Genomic DNA, 18,575 nt, shown 5'->3' on the forward strand with positions numbered 1-18,575 from the left:
GCTAAATTATTGTATCTTTACGCGTTAAAAAATTGAAATATTTTCAGAAATAAGTACCCTATTTGTTACCAAAACTAAAATATGGCAACCGAAACAATTGAAATTTCCGAACAAATAGACAAAAGCAATTATTCAGCCGAAAACATCCAAGTTCTTGAAGGTCTCGAAGCCGTGAGAAAACGCCCTGCAATGTACATCGGAGACATTGGCATCAAGGGCTTACACCATTTGATTTGGGAAGTAGTAGACAACTCGATAGATGAAGCGTTGGCGGGGTATTGTGATCGAGTTCAGGTAGTAATCAATACTGACAATTCGATTACAGTAAGAGATAATGGACGAGGGATTCCGACGGGTATGCACTCCAAAGAAAAAAAATCGGCTTTGGAAGTCGTGATGACTGTATTGCACGCGGGTGGTAAATTTGACAAAGACACTTATAAGGTATCGGGTGGTCTGCACGGAGTGGGTGTGTCATGTGTGAATGCCCTTTCCAAACATCTTCGAGTGGAAGTGCACCGCGAAGGCAAAATCTTTGAGCAAGAATACAGCATCGGAAAGCCGCTTTATCCGGTTCGTGAAATTGGCGTTGCCGATGATACAGGCACATTTGTACATTTTTTACCCGATGATACCATTTTTACGGTTTCCGAATATAAATATGACACAGTCGCAAACCGCATTCGCGAGCTAGCTTTCCTGAACAAAGGAATCACGCTGACGCTAACAGATATGCGTGATTTGGACGAAAATGGTCAGCCTCGCTACGAAGAATTTCATTCGGAAGGAGGCCTCGTAGAGTTTGTGACCTATCTTGATAGCACCCGCGACAAGCTTATTCCGACTCCTATTTATATGGAGAATGATAAAGGTGCAGTGCCAGTAGAAGTGTCGATGATTTATAACACTTCTTATTCTGAAAATGTGGTATCGTATGTCAATAACATCAATACCATCGAAGGAGGTACGCACGTATCTGGTTTTAGAATGGCCCTTACCCGTACTCTGAAAAACTATGCGGAGAAAACGGGAATACTGGCCAAAGAAAAAATCGAAATCAGTGGCGATGACTTCCGCGAAGGGCTTACGGCGGTGATTTCGGTGAAAGTACAAGAGCCGCAGTTTGAAGGACAGACCAAAACCAAACTCGGGAACTCTGACGTAGCGGGAGCGGTAAGCCAAGTAGTGAGCGAAATGCTTGACAATTTCCTCCAAGAAAACCCTAAAGAAGCTCGTACGATTGTAGATAAGGTGATATTGGCGGCCAAGGCGCGTATCGCGGCGCGTAAAGCCCGTGAAATGGTACAGCGCAAAACCGTACTTGGTGGCGTAGGATTGCCGGGTAAGTTGGCTGACTGTTCCGAAACCGACCCCGCAGGTTGTGAATTGTACCTTGTGGAGGGAGACTCTGCGGGTGGCTCGGCCAAGCAAGGTCGTAATCGCGCGTATCAGGCTATTTTACCACTTCGGGGTAAAATCTTGAATGTTGAAAAAGCCCAAGAGTACAAAATCTACGAAAACGAAGAAATCAAGAATATGATTACGGCGTTGGGCGTGGCATTTGGAAAAGAAGGAGATGAGCGCGCGCTCAACATGGATAAGCTCCGCTATCACAAAATCATCATCATGACCGATGCTGACGTGGACGGTAGCCACATCCGTACCCTTATCTTGACGTTTTTCTTCCGCTATATGAAAGACCTCATCGACAATGGCTATGTATATATCGCACAGCCGCCGCTTTATTTGGTCAAAAAAGGAAAAGAAGAACGCTATTGCTGGACCGAAGCACAGCGCGAGCAAGCCGTCAAAGAAATTGCTGGTGGTAAAGAAGATAGCGTGTATATACAGCGCTATAAAGGTCTTGGAGAAATGAACCCAGAGCAACTCTGGAGTACCACTATGGACCCTGAGCGCCGTAGCCTCAAGCAAGTGAGCATAGAGTCGGCAGCCGAAGCAGATCACTTATTTTCAATGCTCATGGGGGATGAAGTGGCACCGCGCCGTGAGTTTATCGAACGCAACGCTAAATACGCTCGCGTGGATGTGTAGAGACGAGTTGAACTAGTGTTAAGAAACTATTAAATTGAGCCACTCATCCACTGGATTGAGTGGCATATTTTTTTTATGCTTTAATTTTGAAAAAAATATCATCGCCCTAAATACCCAACGAATATATGCCCAACCATTCCCAATCTTCAGAAAATCGAAAAGGAGGATTTTCCTCTCTCTTTTCATTTATCCGTGAGCGACGAGAACCGAAAGAAGGGCAACCACCTTTGGAAGAAACTGACCGTTTTTCGCGCTCTGCCGAACGGGTAAGCCAGACTATTGAACAGAGTAATTTTATCAGCCGTGATTTGAGTTGGTTACAGTTTAATTTTCGAGTACTCGACCAAGCCCGTAGTACCCGGCGTACGCTTTTTGAACGTATGAAATTTCTGGCTATTTCAGACTCTAATTTAGATGAGTTTTTTACGATTCGAGTCGGTAGCTTGTACAACTACCTCGATTTTGGAAAAGAAAGGGTCGATTATTCTGGCTTACGCGAAATCCCATTTCGTAAGGCTCTTTTGTCGGCTATTCATCGATTTGCCCAGGAGCAAGACGACGTATTTGAAAACGATTTGTTGCCTTTGTTTGAACAGCATAATCTAAAACTAGGGCGTTGGTCAGATTTGGACGAAGACGAGAGAAAAGAAGTAGGGAAGTACTTTGATCGGACTATTTATCCGATGCTTACCCCGATGCTGTTTGACTATACCCATACTTTTCCGGTACTATTGGCTAAAACATTGATTTTTGCGGTAGTAACCAAGATTAGCGAAAAAGCAAAAGATGACGAAGAAAACCGCAAAATTTCGTTTGTTCAGATTCCAGCCAATTTGCCAAGGTTTTATACCATAGAGCGTAAAAGTGGTGAGATATTGTTTTTACCCATTGAAGAAATCATCCGTTATGAACTCAAAAAACTTTACCGAAACGTAGAGATTATCGATATGCACTTGTTCCGAATCGTCAGGAATGGGGATTTTTCGATTGAAGAAAACGATGATGTCGAAAACGATTTTTTGGATGAAGTAAAACAAAAACTCAAAACGCGGCGACTAGGGCGTGTGGTACGCATGGAAATTGAAGCAAATACCTCAGAATGGTTGCTCAATCTGGTCAAAAAACGTTGGGAAATAGACGATTACAATGTATTTGTATGTAAGCACTTATTGGATTTTACGTGCTTGTGGCAAATCATAAAGTATCCCGAATTTTCGGAGCTTGTACCACCGCCACCGCCACCAGTGTCGCCATTAGGAGTAGATCATGAAAAAATGGTGGAAGATATCTTTGGAACCATCAAAGAAGGCGATATCATGCTCCATCATCCTTACAACAATTTCGAACCAGTTTTGCAATTATTGGAAGAGGCGGCCGAAGATCCCAAGGTATTGGCTATAAAACTTACCATTTATCGATTGGCCAAAAAATCGCGAGTGACCGCCGCCCTGCTCAAGGCCGCTGAAAATGGCAAACACGTTTCGGTATTGTTTGAAGTGAAGGCAAGATTTGACGAAGAAAACAACATGCGTGAAGCCCAACGGCTCCAAAAGGCAGGTTGCTTTGTGATATATGGCATTAGTCGTTTCAAGACCCATACCAAACTATTGCAAGTAGTGAGGGCAGAAGAGCACGGAGTGGTGAGCTATTCACATCTAGCAAGTGGAAATTACAACGAAGAAACTGCAAAATTATATACCGATATTGGACTTCTCACTTGTGACGAAGTCTATAATCGAGACATTACGGAGTTTTTTAATGTAATTACAGGTCATTCTTTACCCAATGATTACCAGTATTTGATTACGGCACCACGTGATATGCGTAAGCAAATTCTAAAGCTGATTCAGCAAGAGGCGGTCAATGCTCAGGCTGGTTTGCCGAGTGGAATTTGTATTAAAATCAACTCATTGGAAGATAAAGCAACCATCGAAGAACTGTATAAAGCCTCTCAAGCAGGTGTGCCTATTCGGTTGATTGTCAGGGGAATTTGCTGTTTGCGGCCAGCTCGTAAGGGATTGAGTGAAAATATTACTGTACGCTCTATTGTAGGAGATTTCTTAGAACATACGCGAATTTTTTATTTTCACAACAACGACAATCCCAAAGTATATGGCGGCAGTGCTGATGTGATGGTACGTTCGTTTGACCGGCGGATTGAGTCCGTTTTTGCTTTTGTCAATCCCCGAGTAAAACAGGAAGCGATTCATATCCTAGATTATAATCTTCGCGACAATGTCAATGCCTATGATATGTTGGAAGACGGCAACTACGTCAAGTGTAGAGAAGAAGAAAACAAAGAACCTTTTAATATTCACGAACGATTCTTTCATGTGACAATGGAAGAAGTAATGAATACGCGGCTTTTTTTGACTCCTCCTACAGAAACAACTGATGAATCTACTTCTGAACTTTCTGAATCTGAAGCCTAAAAAATGAAATTCTGGAATTTGAAAATTAGCTTTTTATTCCTACTTCTTGGAAACTACACAGACATTTGGGCTCAGAACCCCAAAAACAAGGTGCTGTTTGTGATTGTAGATGGAATTGCCTCGGATGTGATTGAAAAACAGAAACTACCTAATTTGCAAGCCATTGCCAAAGTAGGAGGCTATACCAGAGCGTATGTAGGAGGAAAGAAAAATACTTATTCGCAAACACCCACTATCTCAGCAGTAGGCTATAATAGCCTTTTGACGGGTACTTGGGTCAATAAGCACAATGTGTGGGACAATAACATCAAAGACCCCAATTATCATTATTGGACTATTTTTCGGTTTTTTGAAGAGCAATACCCCCATAAGAAAACAGCCGTTTTTTCGACTTGGCTCGACAACCGCACCAAGCTTATTGGAGAAAGATTGCCCCAAACTAGACAATTGCAACTTGATTATTTTTTTGATGGCTTCGAACTCGATACGCTGCATTTTCCGCACGATGCTGAGAAAGAATATATTCATAAGATTGATGAAAAAGTGGTAGACGAAGCGGCACGGTATATCCAAGAAGAAAGCCCCGATTTGTCGTGGGTATATCTGGAGTATACCGATGATATGGGGCACCGCTACGGCGACAGCGATCAATTTGTGCGAGCCGTAGAGATGATGGATGCTCAAATGGGGCGATTGTGGAATGCTATTCAATATCGCGAGAAAAATTTTGGTGAAAAATGGCAGCTTTTTATTACGACCGACCACGGCAGAGATGCTTCTATGGGTAAAAACCACGGTGGGCAGTCGGACCGAGAAAGAAGCACGTGGATAGTCACCAATACGCCTCAGCTGAATTCTTATTTTATGGGAAAAACAGGTGTGGAAATTTTGCCCGCTATTGTAGATATTATGCCTACCATGGCACAGCACTTACAAATCAATATTCCCAAAGAGCAGGCGTTTGAAATAGACGGCACTTCCCTGACGGGGAAGTTGTCGTTGATAAATACCAATGTCAAAAAGAGTGGCAATACCATAGAGTCGACTTGGAAAGCGTTGGAGAAAGAAGGAAAAGTCAAAATTTGGTTGGCTACTACCAATCACTTTGAAGAGGGAAAAAGAGATTCTTACTTACTGATGGACGAAGTACCCGTCGAAGAAGAACGAGTATCTATTGATGTAAGCAAGCTTCCTTCTCAACTTTACAAAATTGTGTTTGAAGGCAAATACAATACCCAAAATAAGTGGATTGTGGAATAGAAGTTTCCAACCTTTTGGAAAGAGCGGGCGTCATAATATCAGTAAATTTAGAGATTGATATTTATGAAAAAGCTGATTTTATATGGATTAATTGCCATGATTGGGATGCAATGCAAGTCTTCAAGCGAGGAGTTGTTGAGCCTTGAATCCTGTGTTTCAGATCAGCCCACGCTCGTGGGGAAATGGACATTGACAGAGTTTCGTTATTTGGGAGGTTGCTGCCCACCTATTGCAGATACTACTTGGAAAAAAGCCCCTGCTGATTCTTATCTTGTAGAATTCTTTTCTAATGGAGAAGTAAAAGTAAGAAATGCGTTGTCGGGGAGCAATGGAGTGGCGCCTTCTTCACCTGCTCAACTATCCACTCAGTATGATTTTGACGGAAAAGAAGTCAAACTTCAGGAGCAAATTTTGGGAGGAGCTACATGGTATAAAAATGTTAAAGTGCGTAGTCTCACCACGCGCGAATTGGTACTTAGTATTGTGTTTGGAAAAGAAGGAGAAACCAATGAGCGTAAATTTGCGAGAGTGTGCCACTAACAAAAAAGCCTTTTACTGTACAGTAAAAGGCTTTTTTGTTAGGAATAAAACTTTATCTAAACTCTTCGTTTAAGATTTCCAATGTACTAGCCCCCGGACAAAGATCTTCTTCTTTAAGACTATTGAGAGGACGAAGGTCAGATTTGATTACTTCGTGCAGGTCTTTGCTTTCTGGATTTACATATACCAATCCGGTCAAGATTTCGCCATCAGCCTTGGCCTGCTGCAAGCGCCGCATTGCTGCTTGACGGTCGCGTGGATCCCAGCCGTCGGCCAATTTTTGAAGGTGTACTACCGAGCCATCATGCAGTTCTACACCTACGGTACTACCTTCTTCGTAAGATACGGTAATCTCCTCTTTTTCTGGTACATAACCAATCTGAGCAAGCGCTTCGATGTGGTCACGTACATAGTCATACGATTTGGTAGAACCCGGATTGTTGTTGAATGTTACACAAGGCGAAAGGACATCAATCAGAGCAAACCCATTGTGAGAGAGGGCGGCTTTGATGAGAGGTACAAGTTGAGTTTTGTCGCCCGAAAAGCTTCTTGCTACAAAAGTTGCCCCCAATTCAAGTGCCATTCCGACTAAATCGATACCTTCAAAGGGATTGACAGAGCCACTTTTGCTGACGGAGCCAGCATCGGCAGTGGCAGAATCTTGCCCTTTGGTAAGTCCATAGCAACCATTGTTCATCACAATATAAAGCATATTGAGATTGCGACGAATTGCGTGTACAAACTGCCCCATCCCAATCGAAGCAGTATCACCATCGCCCGATACTCCTAGATAAATCAAGTCGCGATTGGCCATGTTGGCACCCGTAGCCACCGACGGCATCCGACCATGCACGGAGTTGAAGCCGTGGGAGTTGTTGAGGAAATAATTGGGAGTTTTGGACGAGCATCCAATACCCGACAGTTTGGCAACGCGGTGCGGCTCAATATCCATTTCATAACAAGCCTGCACAATAGACCCGCTGATAGAATCGTGGCCGCAGCCAGCGCACAAGGTCGAAATTACCCCTTCATAATCGCTTTTGGCATATCCTACGCGATTTTTGGGCATTTCGGGATGACGGAATTTGGGTTTTATGTAAGTCATTTTAAATGTGTGATGTCTAAATTATGGTTGGGAGGTTACGGATATTTTTGATATTGAAGAATTTACATCCTACTTTCACCATATCTTAAATACAAAAGTATTGACTTATTTGTTTTTTGCAGTGATTGTGAGTACGATGACGCTTATCATTGGTATTGCAAACATGATTGGTATCAGAAACCTTGAAATACGAGAAGGTACTATGTCGCCCACAACTATCAAAACAAATAAAACAATGTAAACTACAAAAAGAAGTGAGTATTTGATTACTTGTTTTTTTGTCATTGAGTTATAAAAGTTAAAGTTGTTATCTCACGTTAAGCAAATTTTTGGTTGGTTTGACTTGAATATTTCAGGGCAAACCAACCAAAATCATTCTTAAACCGTAGCCAAGACGCCCACAATTTGGCGGCGGATTGCTTCGGCTGTAATAGGCATTCCGTCATAATTGAGGATTTTGATTAATTTTTTGGGGTTGATTTCCAATTCATTAATCAAAAGGGTACGGAACTGTGCATCGCGATTTTGCTCAATCACAAATACGTGGTCGTGAGCTTCGATAAACTGCTCCACCGACTCATGAAACGGAAAGGCCGTTGCACGCATAGCATCGATTACTATATCTTCCTCCTGTTTCAATAAGTCGAGTGCTTCAAGGGCGGCGTAAGTGGTGGTACCAAAAAATACCACTCCAATATTGCTTTGGTTGGCAGTTTGGTAAAACTCGGGCTTAGGCGTGATGTCTTTGGCGGTGTCCCATTTTTTGAGCAGACGATCGAGTACTTCAGCGTTTTTGACACCATCCTCGGTATAGCGAGCGTATTCGTCGTGCGATGTACCACGCGTAAAAAACGATCCTTTGGTAGGGTGCGTGGCGGGAAGGGTACGGTAAGGAATTCCGTCTCCGTCTACATCAAGATAGCGACCAAATTGTTTGCCCATCGCACTTAACGCATCCAAATCCTGGGCAGTGTAGACCTTACCTCGGTCGTAGCGACGGGAGTCGTCCCATTTGAGAGGGGCGGTGAGGTGGTCGTTCATGCCTAAGTCTAAGTCCGTCATTACGATGACGGGAGTTTGGAGACGCTCGGCTAAGTCGAAGGCATCTGCCATGAAATTAAAACACTCGGTAGGCGTGCTCGGAATCAGCAAAACATGCTTGGTATCGCCATGCGAGGCATAAGCGGCCAATAACAAATCTGACTGCTGGGTGCGGGTAGGCATCCCTGTCGAAGGGCCGCCTCGTTGTACATCTACTAGTACCGCAGGGATTTCGGCAAAATAAGCCAACCCCAAAAATTCATTCATCAAAGATACCCCCGGGCCACTAGTTGCCGTAAAAGCCCGCGCACCATTCCAGCTTGCACCTAGCACCATCCCAAGGGCGGCTAGTTCGTCTTCTGCTTGTACAATCGCGACTTTTTTAAGGCCTGTTTCGGGGTCGGTGCGCAGACGGTTGGCGTATTTGGCAAACGCTTCTACTAACGATGTCGACGGCGTGATAGGATACCATCCGGCTACGGTGGCACCCGCATACACTGCTCCGAGTCCACAGGCGGTATTGCCGTCTATGACGATGCTATCTCCCACAAGGTCGCGACGCTCAACGCGGAGACCTAGTGGGCTATCGTAGTTTTCTTGTACATATTTTACCCCTTCCATCATCGCTTGGACGTTTGGCTCGATGAGTTTGGGCTTTTTCTTGAATTCGTCGGCGATGATGCCCTTCACTACGTCAAGTTCGATGTCGAGTAGGGCGGCCAAAGCGCCTACATAAATCATGTTTTTGAACAATTGACGTTGACGCGCATCTTGGTACAAACGCATACAGATACCAATCATCGGAATACCGATATAATTGATATCTTCTCGGATAAAGTCTTTGTGGAGATTTTTGGTGTTGTCATAAATAAAATAACCTCCTGATTTCACAGAAGCGATGTCTTGCTTCATGCTTTGCGGATTGACACACACGAGTAAGTCCACTCCTTCGCGGCGGCCAAGGTAGCCTTTTTCGCTTACCCTTACTTCATACCATGTAGGTAAACCTTGGATATTGGAAGGAAAAATATTTTTGGCAGTAACAGGAATGCCCATTCTAAAAATAGACATTGCAAACATATTGTTGGCACTTGCCGAACCAGTTCCATTGACGTTGGCAAATCGTACTACTAAGTCGTTAATTGCGGTAAGTTGTTGCATTGATAGACTTGGTTATGCCTCTTTTTTTTAATGCTTTAAACAAAGAGGTTAAATGGTTTCTAATATGCTGCTTTGGCAGCCAGCTTTTGTTACTGAATACAAATATTTTTGCATATCCCAAGCCGAAGTTGGACAACGCTCGGCACAAAGTCCACAGTGGAGACACACGTTTTCGTCTTTGATCATCACTCGGCCTGTTTTCAAGGTATCAGATACGTACAGTTCCTGCTCTACATTGTGAGCGGGGGCATTGAGTCGAGAGCGGAGGTCGTCTTCTTCGCCATTAATCGTAAAGGTGATACAAGTAGTAGGGCAGATGTCAGCACAAGCATCACATTCGATACATTTATCTTCGGTAAATACCGTCTGTACATCGCAATTGAGGCAGCGTTGAGCTTCTTTAAAACCAGTATCTTGGCTAAAACCCAGTTCGACTTCTTTTTTACGATCTTTCAGGGTCAGACTTTTGTCGGCATGAGGTACTTTATAACGAATGTCGGTCGTGACATCGCTGTCGTAAATCCATTCGTGAATCCCCATTTTCTGACTAATCAGATTGGTATAGGGCGAAGGACGTTCGTAGAGGGATTGTTGGTTGCAATACAAATCAATCGATACCGCAGCCTGATGACCTTGGGCTACGGCCGTAATGACGTTTTTGGGACCTAAAGCGGCATCTCCTCCAAAAAACACCTTGGGAAGGGTAGATTGGAAGGTTTTTTCATCCAATACGGGTAAGCCCCATTTATTGAATTCAAGCCCTAAATCACGTTCAATCCATGGGAAAGAGTTTTCTTGACCAATCGCCACAAGCACATCATCCGCTTCTATGAATATATCTGGCTCACCAGTAGGCACGAGTTTCCGTTTTCCGTTGTCGTAGATAGCTTCTACTTTTTCGAAATACATTCCTTTTAGAACGCCATTTTCGGATACGAATGATTTAGGAACGTGATTTTCTAAAATAGGAATATCTTCGTGAAGGGCGTCTTCGATTTCCCAAGGCGACGCTTTCATTTCTTTGCGAGGGCTTCTGACCACTACTTTTACATCTTCACCACCCAAGCGGCGAGAAGTACGGCAGCAATCCATAGCGGTATTTCCACCACCTAATACAATTACTTTTTTGCCGATTTTGCTAGTATGCTCAAAAGCTACATTGGCAAGCCATTCAATTCCGATGTGAATATTGGCTTGGGCGTCCCAACGACCCGGCAAATCGGCCAAATCTTTACCTTTAGGTGCTCCTGTGCCCACAAAAACCGCATCATAACCTTGGCTCAGGATGTCTTTCAAGCTTTCGACACGGGTATTGAAATGCGTATGAATACCCAAATCAAGGATAAAGCCTACTTCTTCCGAAAGCACGCTGTCGGGCAAGCGGAAAGAAGGGATTTGACTACGCATCATTCCACCCCCTTTGTTTTGGTCGTCATAAAGATGAACCTCATAGCCTAGCGGTGTCAAATCGCGCGCCACGGTGAGCGCAGCAGGGCCTCCACCAATGAGCGCTATTTTTTTCCCATTGGGCGCAAAAGGGCCTTGGGGCATCATGCTTTTTACATCGCCTTTGTTGTCGGCCGCAACGCGCTTGAGGCGGCAGATAGCCACAGGCTCTTCTTCTACGCGGCCGCGTCGGCAGGCGGGTTCGCAAGGGCGGTCGCATGTACGACCTAGTACACCTGGAAATACGTTTGATTCCCAGTTTACCATATACGCTTCGGTGTAGCGCTCAGCTGCTATCAGTCGGATGTATTCTGGCACGGGAGTATGCGCAGGACATGCGTACTGACAATCCACTACCTTGTGGAAGTACTCGGGATTTTGAATGTCTGTCGGTTTCAAGGAGGTAAAATTTGAATAGCTAGTAATGCAAATAAGTCAGAACATTTACCATCTGAGGGAGAGATAGGCAGAATTTCTCTGGCAAAGAAGAAGGTATTTTGTGGGTATATTCATTAGTAAATTGTACTCACGTGGCTTTTGCTGGCAATTAAGTTATTTTGTTTGGAAATACAAAGACGATATTATTTAAAAGTTACTTTACGGTTTGGATAGAAAATATTTGGGGAAAATGATAACGAAATTTGAATATTACTTTTGTGAAAGTTTGTAGGGGGAAAAAGTGCCATCATGTGCCTTTTAAAGCAATACAACGTCAACTGCGTGACAAAGCTAATTTTTGAAAAACAATAATTACTAATGAATAAACAAACAACTTTTTTTCTTTTCCTCCTGTGGAGCATGCTGGGTCTCAATATCGCTTGGGCTCAATCCTTTCATTCCAACAAAATTGTGGCGCATCGAGGAGCATGGAAGCACACTGGTGCCCCTCAAAACTCCCTCGCTTCACTTCAAGAGGCTATTAAGCTGGGTTGTGTAGGCTCGGAGTTTGATATCCGAATGACCAAAGACGAGGTACTCGTCATCAACCATGACGCTCATTATGAAGGCATGGACATTGAGCAGACGGATTTTGCGGAGTTACGCAAAAAGCCACTCAAAAACGGCGAACAGCTGCCTACTTTGGAAGAATATTTGAAAGCTGGTAAAAAACAAAAGAAAACCATGCTGGTGGCGGAAATCAAACCATCGCCGGCTGGCAAAGAACGGGCCGCGCTTTTGGCCGAAAAAGTGGTAAAAACCGTGCACAAGCTCAAAGCCCAAAAATGGGTGGTCTATATCAGTTTTGATTATGATATTCTGAAAAAGGTAAGAGAGCTAGATACCAAGGCCAAGCTTCAGTATTTGAATGGAAATATCTCGGCAGCGCAGCTCAAAGCCGACAATATCGGCGGGGCTGATTACCATTTTAGTGTATTTCAGAAAGATGAAGAATGGCTTACCAAAGCCCAACAAGAAGGGATTACGACCAATGCTTGGACGGTCAATGATACTACGCTTATTGATTACTTCTTGGGAAGAGGCATAGACTATATCACTACCGACGAGCCCGAAAAAGCCCTCAAGCATGATGCGCTTTTTGCCAAAACAAAGTGGAAATTGGTGGGGGGAGATGAGTTTAACTATGCAGGATTGCCCAATGCCGCTAAGTGGGGCTATGATGTAGGCGGCAATGGCTGGGGTAATAATGAACTACAGTTTTATACCGAAGCCGATACCAGCAATGCCGTCGTGAAAAATGGTATATTGACCATTACGGCTCGTAAACAAAAACACGAAAATCGAGACTATACTTCTGCTCGTTTGGTCACACGCGACAAGGGTGAGTGGAAGTACGGGCGCATTGAGATAAAAGCCAAACTTCCCAAAGGACGGGGAACTTGGCCGGCTATTTGGATGCTTGGCAACGACATCAAGCAGGTAGGTTGGCCTAAATGTGGTGAAATCGACATCATGGAGCACGTAGGCTATGACCCTGATACTTTGGTGGGGACGATTCATACGCAAGCCTACAACCACGTGAAGGGTACCCAAAAATCAAAAAAGATTTTTATCAAAAACCCTTACACGGAATTTCACATTTATGCTATCGACTGGACGTCCGAAAAAATGGATTTCTTGCTTGACGGTAAAGTATATTTAAGTATTCCAAACGAACACAAAACTACGAATGAATGGCCTTTTGATAAGCCACATTATTTGCTACTCAATATCGCCGTTGGAGGCAATTGGGGTGGCGCAAAAGGCATTGATGAAACGGTATTTCCTGCCAAAATGGAAGTGGATTATGTAAGGGTGTATCAATAAATCAGCCTGATACATCCACCAAAGGAGGTTGCTATATGTGACCTCCTTTTTTGTTTTTGGCCTTCTAAAAAGGTCTTAAGTATACAAAAACAATATTATTCAAATATTTTTCAAAATTATTTAGGGATTTGAGGTAGTTGTTCTACTGTACATGTAAATAGCGAAAACGCATGGGTATTAAGCAATGGGATGATGCACGTTTGGTGGAGTTTTTGAGAGAAGGGAAAATTTCTGCCTTTGAAGAGATATACCGTAGGTATTGGTATAAGCTTTTTGGTATAGCGTATCATCAAACAGGCGTGCGTGAAGAAGCCGAAGAATTAGTGCAGGAGGTATTTCTAAATGTGTGGAATCGGCGTGCAGAAGTCGTGATTCGGCATTTGGATTTGTATCTCACCATTGCTATCAAAAACCAAGTGTATGATTATATCAAGTCGCAAGTAAGCTATCGTAAGTACCAAGAATACCTCATATTTCAAGAAATCCACCAAAACTATGCGACCGATGAGATTGTCAATTTTGTAGAACTAGCCGAAGCTGTAGATAAGATTCTTAATCTTTTGCCCGAAAAAAGTGCGGAGGTCTTCAAACGGAGTCGTTTCGAAAACCAATCGGTCAGGGAAATCGCCACTAGCCTCAATCTTAGCGAAAAAGCTGTGGAGTATCATATCACAAAATCCCTGAAGTTTTTAAAAGAAAACTTGAAGTCTTATCAATCTTACAACTAGACTATAAACACACCCATACAGAAATGACTCAGCAAGAATTTAACGATATATCTAAGCGATACTTGGAAGGAAAAACGACCGAAGAAGAAGAGCGTTTTTTGGAAGAATGGTTTCAAAACCAACCTACTCAGTATCCGGTGAATGTACCCGAAAACCAGCGTAAAAACCTTGAAAAGCGAATATGGCGACAAATTCATGCCCAAATTCGCCCCTTGGGTCATATCATCCAAATGCCTCTGACGTGGGTTTCGGGAGCGGCGGCTTGTTTACTAGTAGGAGTGCTGTGGTGGCATTCGTTGGAGCCACCGCCTCAAGTGGCAAGCACAGTAGAACCCTCTCTACCAATTAAGGTAGAAAACACAGGTATTGAAGTAAAAAATACAACAGAACTAGAACAAGAGGTACGCCTCGAAGATGGTACAGTGGTGCTACTCAAACAAAATAGCAGTATTGTTTATGACAAAACTTTCAACCGAACCAAACGCACCGTTTATCTCAAAGGACAGGCCTTCTTCAAAGTAAAACGAGATGTAAAAAAGCCCTTTGTCGTTCATACCGGAGATTTGACAACCGAAGTGCTAGGGACGAGTTTTTGGGTAAGTCACCACGAAAAATCCAATACCATAGAAGTGTCCGTTACTACCGGAAAAGTGTCAGTTTATACCGAAAAACCCAACCAAAAATCGGAAAAAAACGGAGTGATTTTGACCCCCAATCAAAAAGTTTTGTACGATGTAGTTTCCAAAAATATAGTACCCGGCATTGTCGAAAATCCAGTTCCTATTGTAGCACCTGAGGTAGTAAACCTTCCTTTTGTTTTTAAAGAAACCTGTTTGCAAGAAGTGCTAGATGCGCTTTCGTTGCGGTATGGAGTAGAGTTTGTGATCGCCAATCCTAGCGCCAAGGATTGTAAAATCACAGCCGACCTCAACGGGCTTTCGATGTTTACGCAGCTTGAACTTATCTGTAAATCAATAGACGCTACCTACGAAAAACGCGGTACAGTAGTCTTCATTAATGGAGACGGATGTTAAAGAAAAAGCCGAAAATGCTGCGAACATTTTCGGCCATTGATTACCCCCTCTACAAACGCCAATCTGTGGGAGGGGAGTGTTTTCTAATTTGTCCAATCAAAAAACAAGTAAATGTATGCAAAAACCGTTACCAATTCCCAAAATCTGGTGGAAGCTCATGAAAATTACTTTTTCACAACTGCTCCTATTTGTGTTGTGTGGCAGTATTGCTTGGGCTTACGATAGTCAAGCCCAAGAGGTGCTCAATCGCCCTATTTCGGTATCTGGAGAAGGATTAGAGCTAAGTAGAATTCTCAACGAAATCGAAAAACAGGCCCACGTTAAGTTTGTGTATAGCACCAAAATCAAATCTAGTCAACGCCTGACTGTTAGTCTCAACAATCGCCGCCTCTCAGCCGTACTCGACCAAATCCTCAAGCCGATTGAAGTCACTTATGAAGTAATAGAAAATCGGATACTCCTCAAAAAAGTAAAAAATGAAAAAGAAGTAGTCCCAAACGGCGAAGCGTCAAGTCTTGAACTATTCCGAAATGTGGATAGAAATATCACGGGGACAGTTGTGGACGAAAAGGGCGTAGGATTGCCCGGGGTGAGTATTTTGGTAAAAGGCACGCAGCGTGGTTCAAACACCGACGGAAATGGAAACTTCCGCCTTTCGATTCCTGACGACAATATCATCCTTGTTTTTTCATTTGTAGGATATTTGAGTCAAGAGGTAAGTATTGCCAATCAAACTTCCTTGAATATTTCGCTCAAACCTGATACCAAATCGCTGGAAGAAGTGGTAGTGGTAGGCTATGGTGTTCAGAAAAAGAAAGATTTGACGGGAGCGGTGTCTACTGTTGGCGCTGATATGTTTAAGGAGCGCAAAGAAACGCAGGTGGCACAAGCACTGCAAGGGGCTATGTCGGGTGTGATGGTGACGCGTAATGCTTCGAGTGGAGCTATGGGGGGGGCAACGATTCGCATTCGGGGGATTACGACGATTGGTAGCTCCGACCCTTTGGTGATTGTGGATGGCGTACCTGTAAGTGATGTTAACCAAGTAAACCCCAACGATATCGAAAACCTGACTGTATTGAAAGATGCAGCCTCGGCTTCTATTTATGGGTCGCGCGCGGCGGCTGGGGTGATTTTGATTACTACCAAAAGAGCTAAAACAGACCAAGCTTCTATTCAATATAGCTATGAAAATGGGTTTGATAAGCCTACGCAGCTACCCGACTATATGCGAGCGCAGCGCTATATGGAGCTTGTCAACGAACTCCGCTGGAACGATGCCGGAAACGGTGCCAATCGCTTTCCTACTTTTAGCCAAGATTTGTTGACGGATTATAATCAAAAACACCTGTCTGACCCTGACAGATACCCCGATACAGACTGGATGGCATTGACTCTCAATAAAATAGCACCTAGAGAAGCTCACAGCATTAGCGTAGTGGGTGGCTCAAAATTTGTAAAATCAAATGCCTCAGTTCGATTTGAGAAGGTGGGTGGTTTTTACGATAACAAAAACTATAATCGGATTTTTGTTCGTTCCAATAATGATTTTACGATCAATAAACTTATTGGAGGAACCGTCGATTTTAATTTTAAAAGAACGAATGCACTTGACCCTACTGCCAATGACCCTTTGTACCGCACGCGGATTTCGTCACCTATTTATCCTGCTATCTGGGCCGACGGGCGGATCGCTGACGGCAAAGCGGGCGAAAATGTGTATGCCAAAGTAAAATATGGGGGCACTGATCGTAACACTTACAATCAAGTTGGTGGTCGTTTAGCCCTTGATTTAAAGCCAGTTGAAGGATTGAAGTTTTCAGGAATTATCGCGCCTATTTTTGATTTTAATGTCCAAAAACGGTTCAATCGTCAAGTGGATGTATATGCTGCCAACGACCCGAATCAATACATCGTATCGCTGATTGGAGGCGGTATCACTACTCGTTTGGACGAAAACCGCACAAATAACTACAGCATTACCACGCAGTTTTTGGGTAATTATCTAAAAACCATTGGCAATCATGATTTTACGGTTTTGGCGGGTTACGAAAACTATTATTTCAAAGGAGAGTCTATGGGGGCTTCGCGCGACCAATATTTGTTTGATACTTATCCCTATCTCAACCAAGGTCCTGCTGCTTTTAGAGACAACTTCGGGTCGGCATTCGAAACGGCTTATCGCTCTTATTTTGGACGTTTGACGTATAGTTTCAAAGATAAATACTTGATTCAGGCCAATGTACGCCGCGACGGCTCGTCGCGTTTCAATGCTAACTACCGTTGGGGTACTTTCCCGTCGATATCGGCAGGCTGGGTAGTGAGCGAAGAGGATTTCTTCAAAAGACAAAACGTGGTGTCGTTTATGAAACTGCGCGCATCTTGGGGGAATCTTGGCAACGAACGTATCGGAAACTACCCGTCGGTAGGTATCATGAACTTTAGCAATGCACTGTTTTTCCAAAACAACATACCAGTAGCTCAACAAACCGCCGCGCAAGTGCAGTATGCTATCAAAGATATTTCGTGGGAAAAGACCACTTCTACCGACTTGGGTTTGGATGCTTACTTCTTGAAAAATCGGTTGCGCTTCACTACCGATGTGTATTACAAACAAACCAAAGATATGTTGTTGGCATTGCAGATTCCGATTTTTGTAGGGTTTGAAAATCCTAACCAAAATACGGGCGTCATGACTACCAAAGGTATTGATTTGGATTTGGGCTGGAGCGACAATATCGGCAAGCTGCGCTACTCGGCCTCGTTCAATCTGTCTCAATTTAAGTCTGTTATGGGTGATTTGGGCGGAACCGAATTTTTGGGTGACCGTATCAAAAAGTTGGGAAGTCAGTTTGATGAGTGGTACGGCTATCGTTCAGAAGGAATTTACCAAACCCAAGAAGATGTCAATAATTCTCCCAAAATCAACGCCAACGTAAAAGTAGGTGATATGAAATATACCGACATCAGCGGCCCTAACGGTGTCCCGGATGGTAAAATTTCGCCAGAGTATGACCGTGTATTGTTAGGTAACTCTCAACCACAATGGATGTATGGTGGCAATATCAAGCTAGATTACAACGGCTTCGATTTGGGACTGACTTTCCAAGGCATTGGTTATCAAAATACTTCGCTGTTGCCTTATACTGATTATAATGCCGAAAACTGGGGGGTATTTCCTGTGTATTTAGACGGAGCTACTTGGAGTGCTAACAATACAACTGAACAAAACTTAGCTGCTAAATACCCAAGATTTACCGAAACCAATAAGGGACTGAACCGTGCTATGTCTGATTTTTGGTTGTTTAATGGAGGGTATTTTCGTCTCAAAAATATCACCTTGGGCTATACCATTCCGCAGCGGATTTCGCGTAAGATTCTCTCCAACAACATTCGGGTATATCTCAATGCTACCGACGTGTTTACTCTCAACAAATACCCTAAAGGTTGGGACCCAGAAGGTTTTGGGATAGTGACAACCGTATTGGGTGGATTTACGATTGGTTTTTAA

At 43.5% G+C, this 18,575-nt stretch carries 11 protein-coding genes; 8 read left to right on the plus strand and 3 right to left on the minus strand.

Features of this window, described 5'->3' with window-relative positions:
- Positions 1-81: 81 nt before the first annotated feature.
- The 4 genes from gyrB (at position 82) to G563_RS0127315 (ending at position 6,284) form a co-directional block, all read left to right on the plus strand.
- The gene (gene gyrB, locus G563_RS0127300) at positions 82-2,052 is read left to right on the plus strand and encodes a DNA topoisomerase (ATP-hydrolyzing) subunit B (RefSeq protein WP_028668132.1); all 1,971 of its coding nucleotides are present in this window, start codon (positions 82-84) and stop codon (positions 2,050-2,052) included.
- A 125-nt stretch (positions 2,053-2,177) separates the two neighbouring features.
- A complete protein-coding gene (gene ppk1 / locus G563_RS0127305) occupies positions 2,178-4,484 on the plus strand; it encodes a polyphosphate kinase 1 (RefSeq protein WP_028668133.1) in 2,307 nt (768 codons plus the stop codon).
- Between the two features lie 3 nt (positions 4,485-4,487).
- The gene (locus tag G563_RS0127310) at positions 4,488-5,744 is read left to right on the plus strand and encodes an alkaline phosphatase family protein (RefSeq protein WP_028668134.1); all 1,257 of its coding nucleotides are present in this window, start codon (positions 4,488-4,490) and stop codon (positions 5,742-5,744) included.
- Positions 5,745-5,807: 63 nt separating this feature from the next.
- Complete coding sequence (locus tag G563_RS0127315; protein WP_028668135.1) at positions 5,808-6,284, plus strand: hypothetical protein; 477 nt, start codon at positions 5,808-5,810, stop codon at positions 6,282-6,284.
- Between the two features lie 52 nt (positions 6,285-6,336).
- Here G563_RS0127315 and G563_RS0127320 read toward each other — a convergent pair whose 3' ends face one another.
- The 3 genes from G563_RS0127320 to G563_RS0127335 all read right to left on the minus strand — a co-directional run bounded on the left by G563_RS0127320 (position 6,337) and on the right by G563_RS0127335 (position 11,436).
- Entirely contained in the window at positions 6,337-7,389 is a 1,053-nt protein-coding gene (locus G563_RS0127320; protein WP_028668136.1) for a 2-oxoacid:ferredoxin oxidoreductase subunit beta, read from the minus strand.
- 378 nt (positions 7,390-7,767) lie between these two features.
- Complete coding sequence (locus G563_RS36030; protein ID WP_037328369.1) at positions 7,768-9,591, minus strand: 2-oxoacid:acceptor oxidoreductase subunit alpha; 1,824 nt, start codon at positions 9,589-9,591, stop codon at positions 7,768-7,770.
- 48 nt (positions 9,592-9,639) lie between these two features.
- Positions 9,640-11,436: an FAD-dependent oxidoreductase gene (locus G563_RS0127335; RefSeq protein WP_028668137.1), complete on the minus strand. Its 1,797-nt coding sequence runs from the start codon at positions 11,434-11,436 to the stop codon at positions 9,640-9,642.
- Positions 11,437-11,793: 357 nt separating this feature from the next.
- On the opposite strand from G563_RS0127335, the gene G563_RS0127340 reads away from it, so the two are divergent.
- From G563_RS0127340 to G563_RS0127355, 4 genes are all read left to right on the plus strand, one after another.
- The gene (locus G563_RS0127340; RefSeq protein WP_028668138.1) at positions 11,794-13,302 is read left to right on the plus strand and encodes a family 16 glycosylhydrolase; all 1,509 of its coding nucleotides are present in this window, start codon (positions 11,794-11,796) and stop codon (positions 13,300-13,302) included.
- Positions 13,303-13,472: 170 nt separating this feature from the next.
- Positions 13,473-14,030, plus strand: a complete 558-nt coding sequence (locus G563_RS0127345; protein WP_028668139.1) for an RNA polymerase sigma factor — start codon at positions 13,473-13,475, stop codon at positions 14,028-14,030.
- A gap of 23 nt (positions 14,031-14,053) precedes the next feature.
- The gene (locus G563_RS37290; RefSeq protein WP_051211246.1) at positions 14,054-15,064 is read left to right on the plus strand and encodes a FecR family protein; all 1,011 of its coding nucleotides are present in this window, start codon (positions 14,054-14,056) and stop codon (positions 15,062-15,064) included.
- Between the two features lie 115 nt (positions 15,065-15,179).
- Positions 15,180-18,575 carry a SusC/RagA family TonB-linked outer membrane protein gene (locus G563_RS0127355; protein ID WP_028668140.1) on the plus strand — a complete coding sequence of 1,132 codons (3,396 nt, stop codon included), beginning with the start codon at positions 15,180-15,182 and terminating at the stop codon, positions 18,573-18,575.

The organism is Runella zeae DSM 19591 (genome assembly GCF_000423565.1).
Classification (GTDB): Bacteria; Bacteroidota; Bacteroidia; order Cytophagales; family Spirosomataceae; genus Runella; species Runella zeae.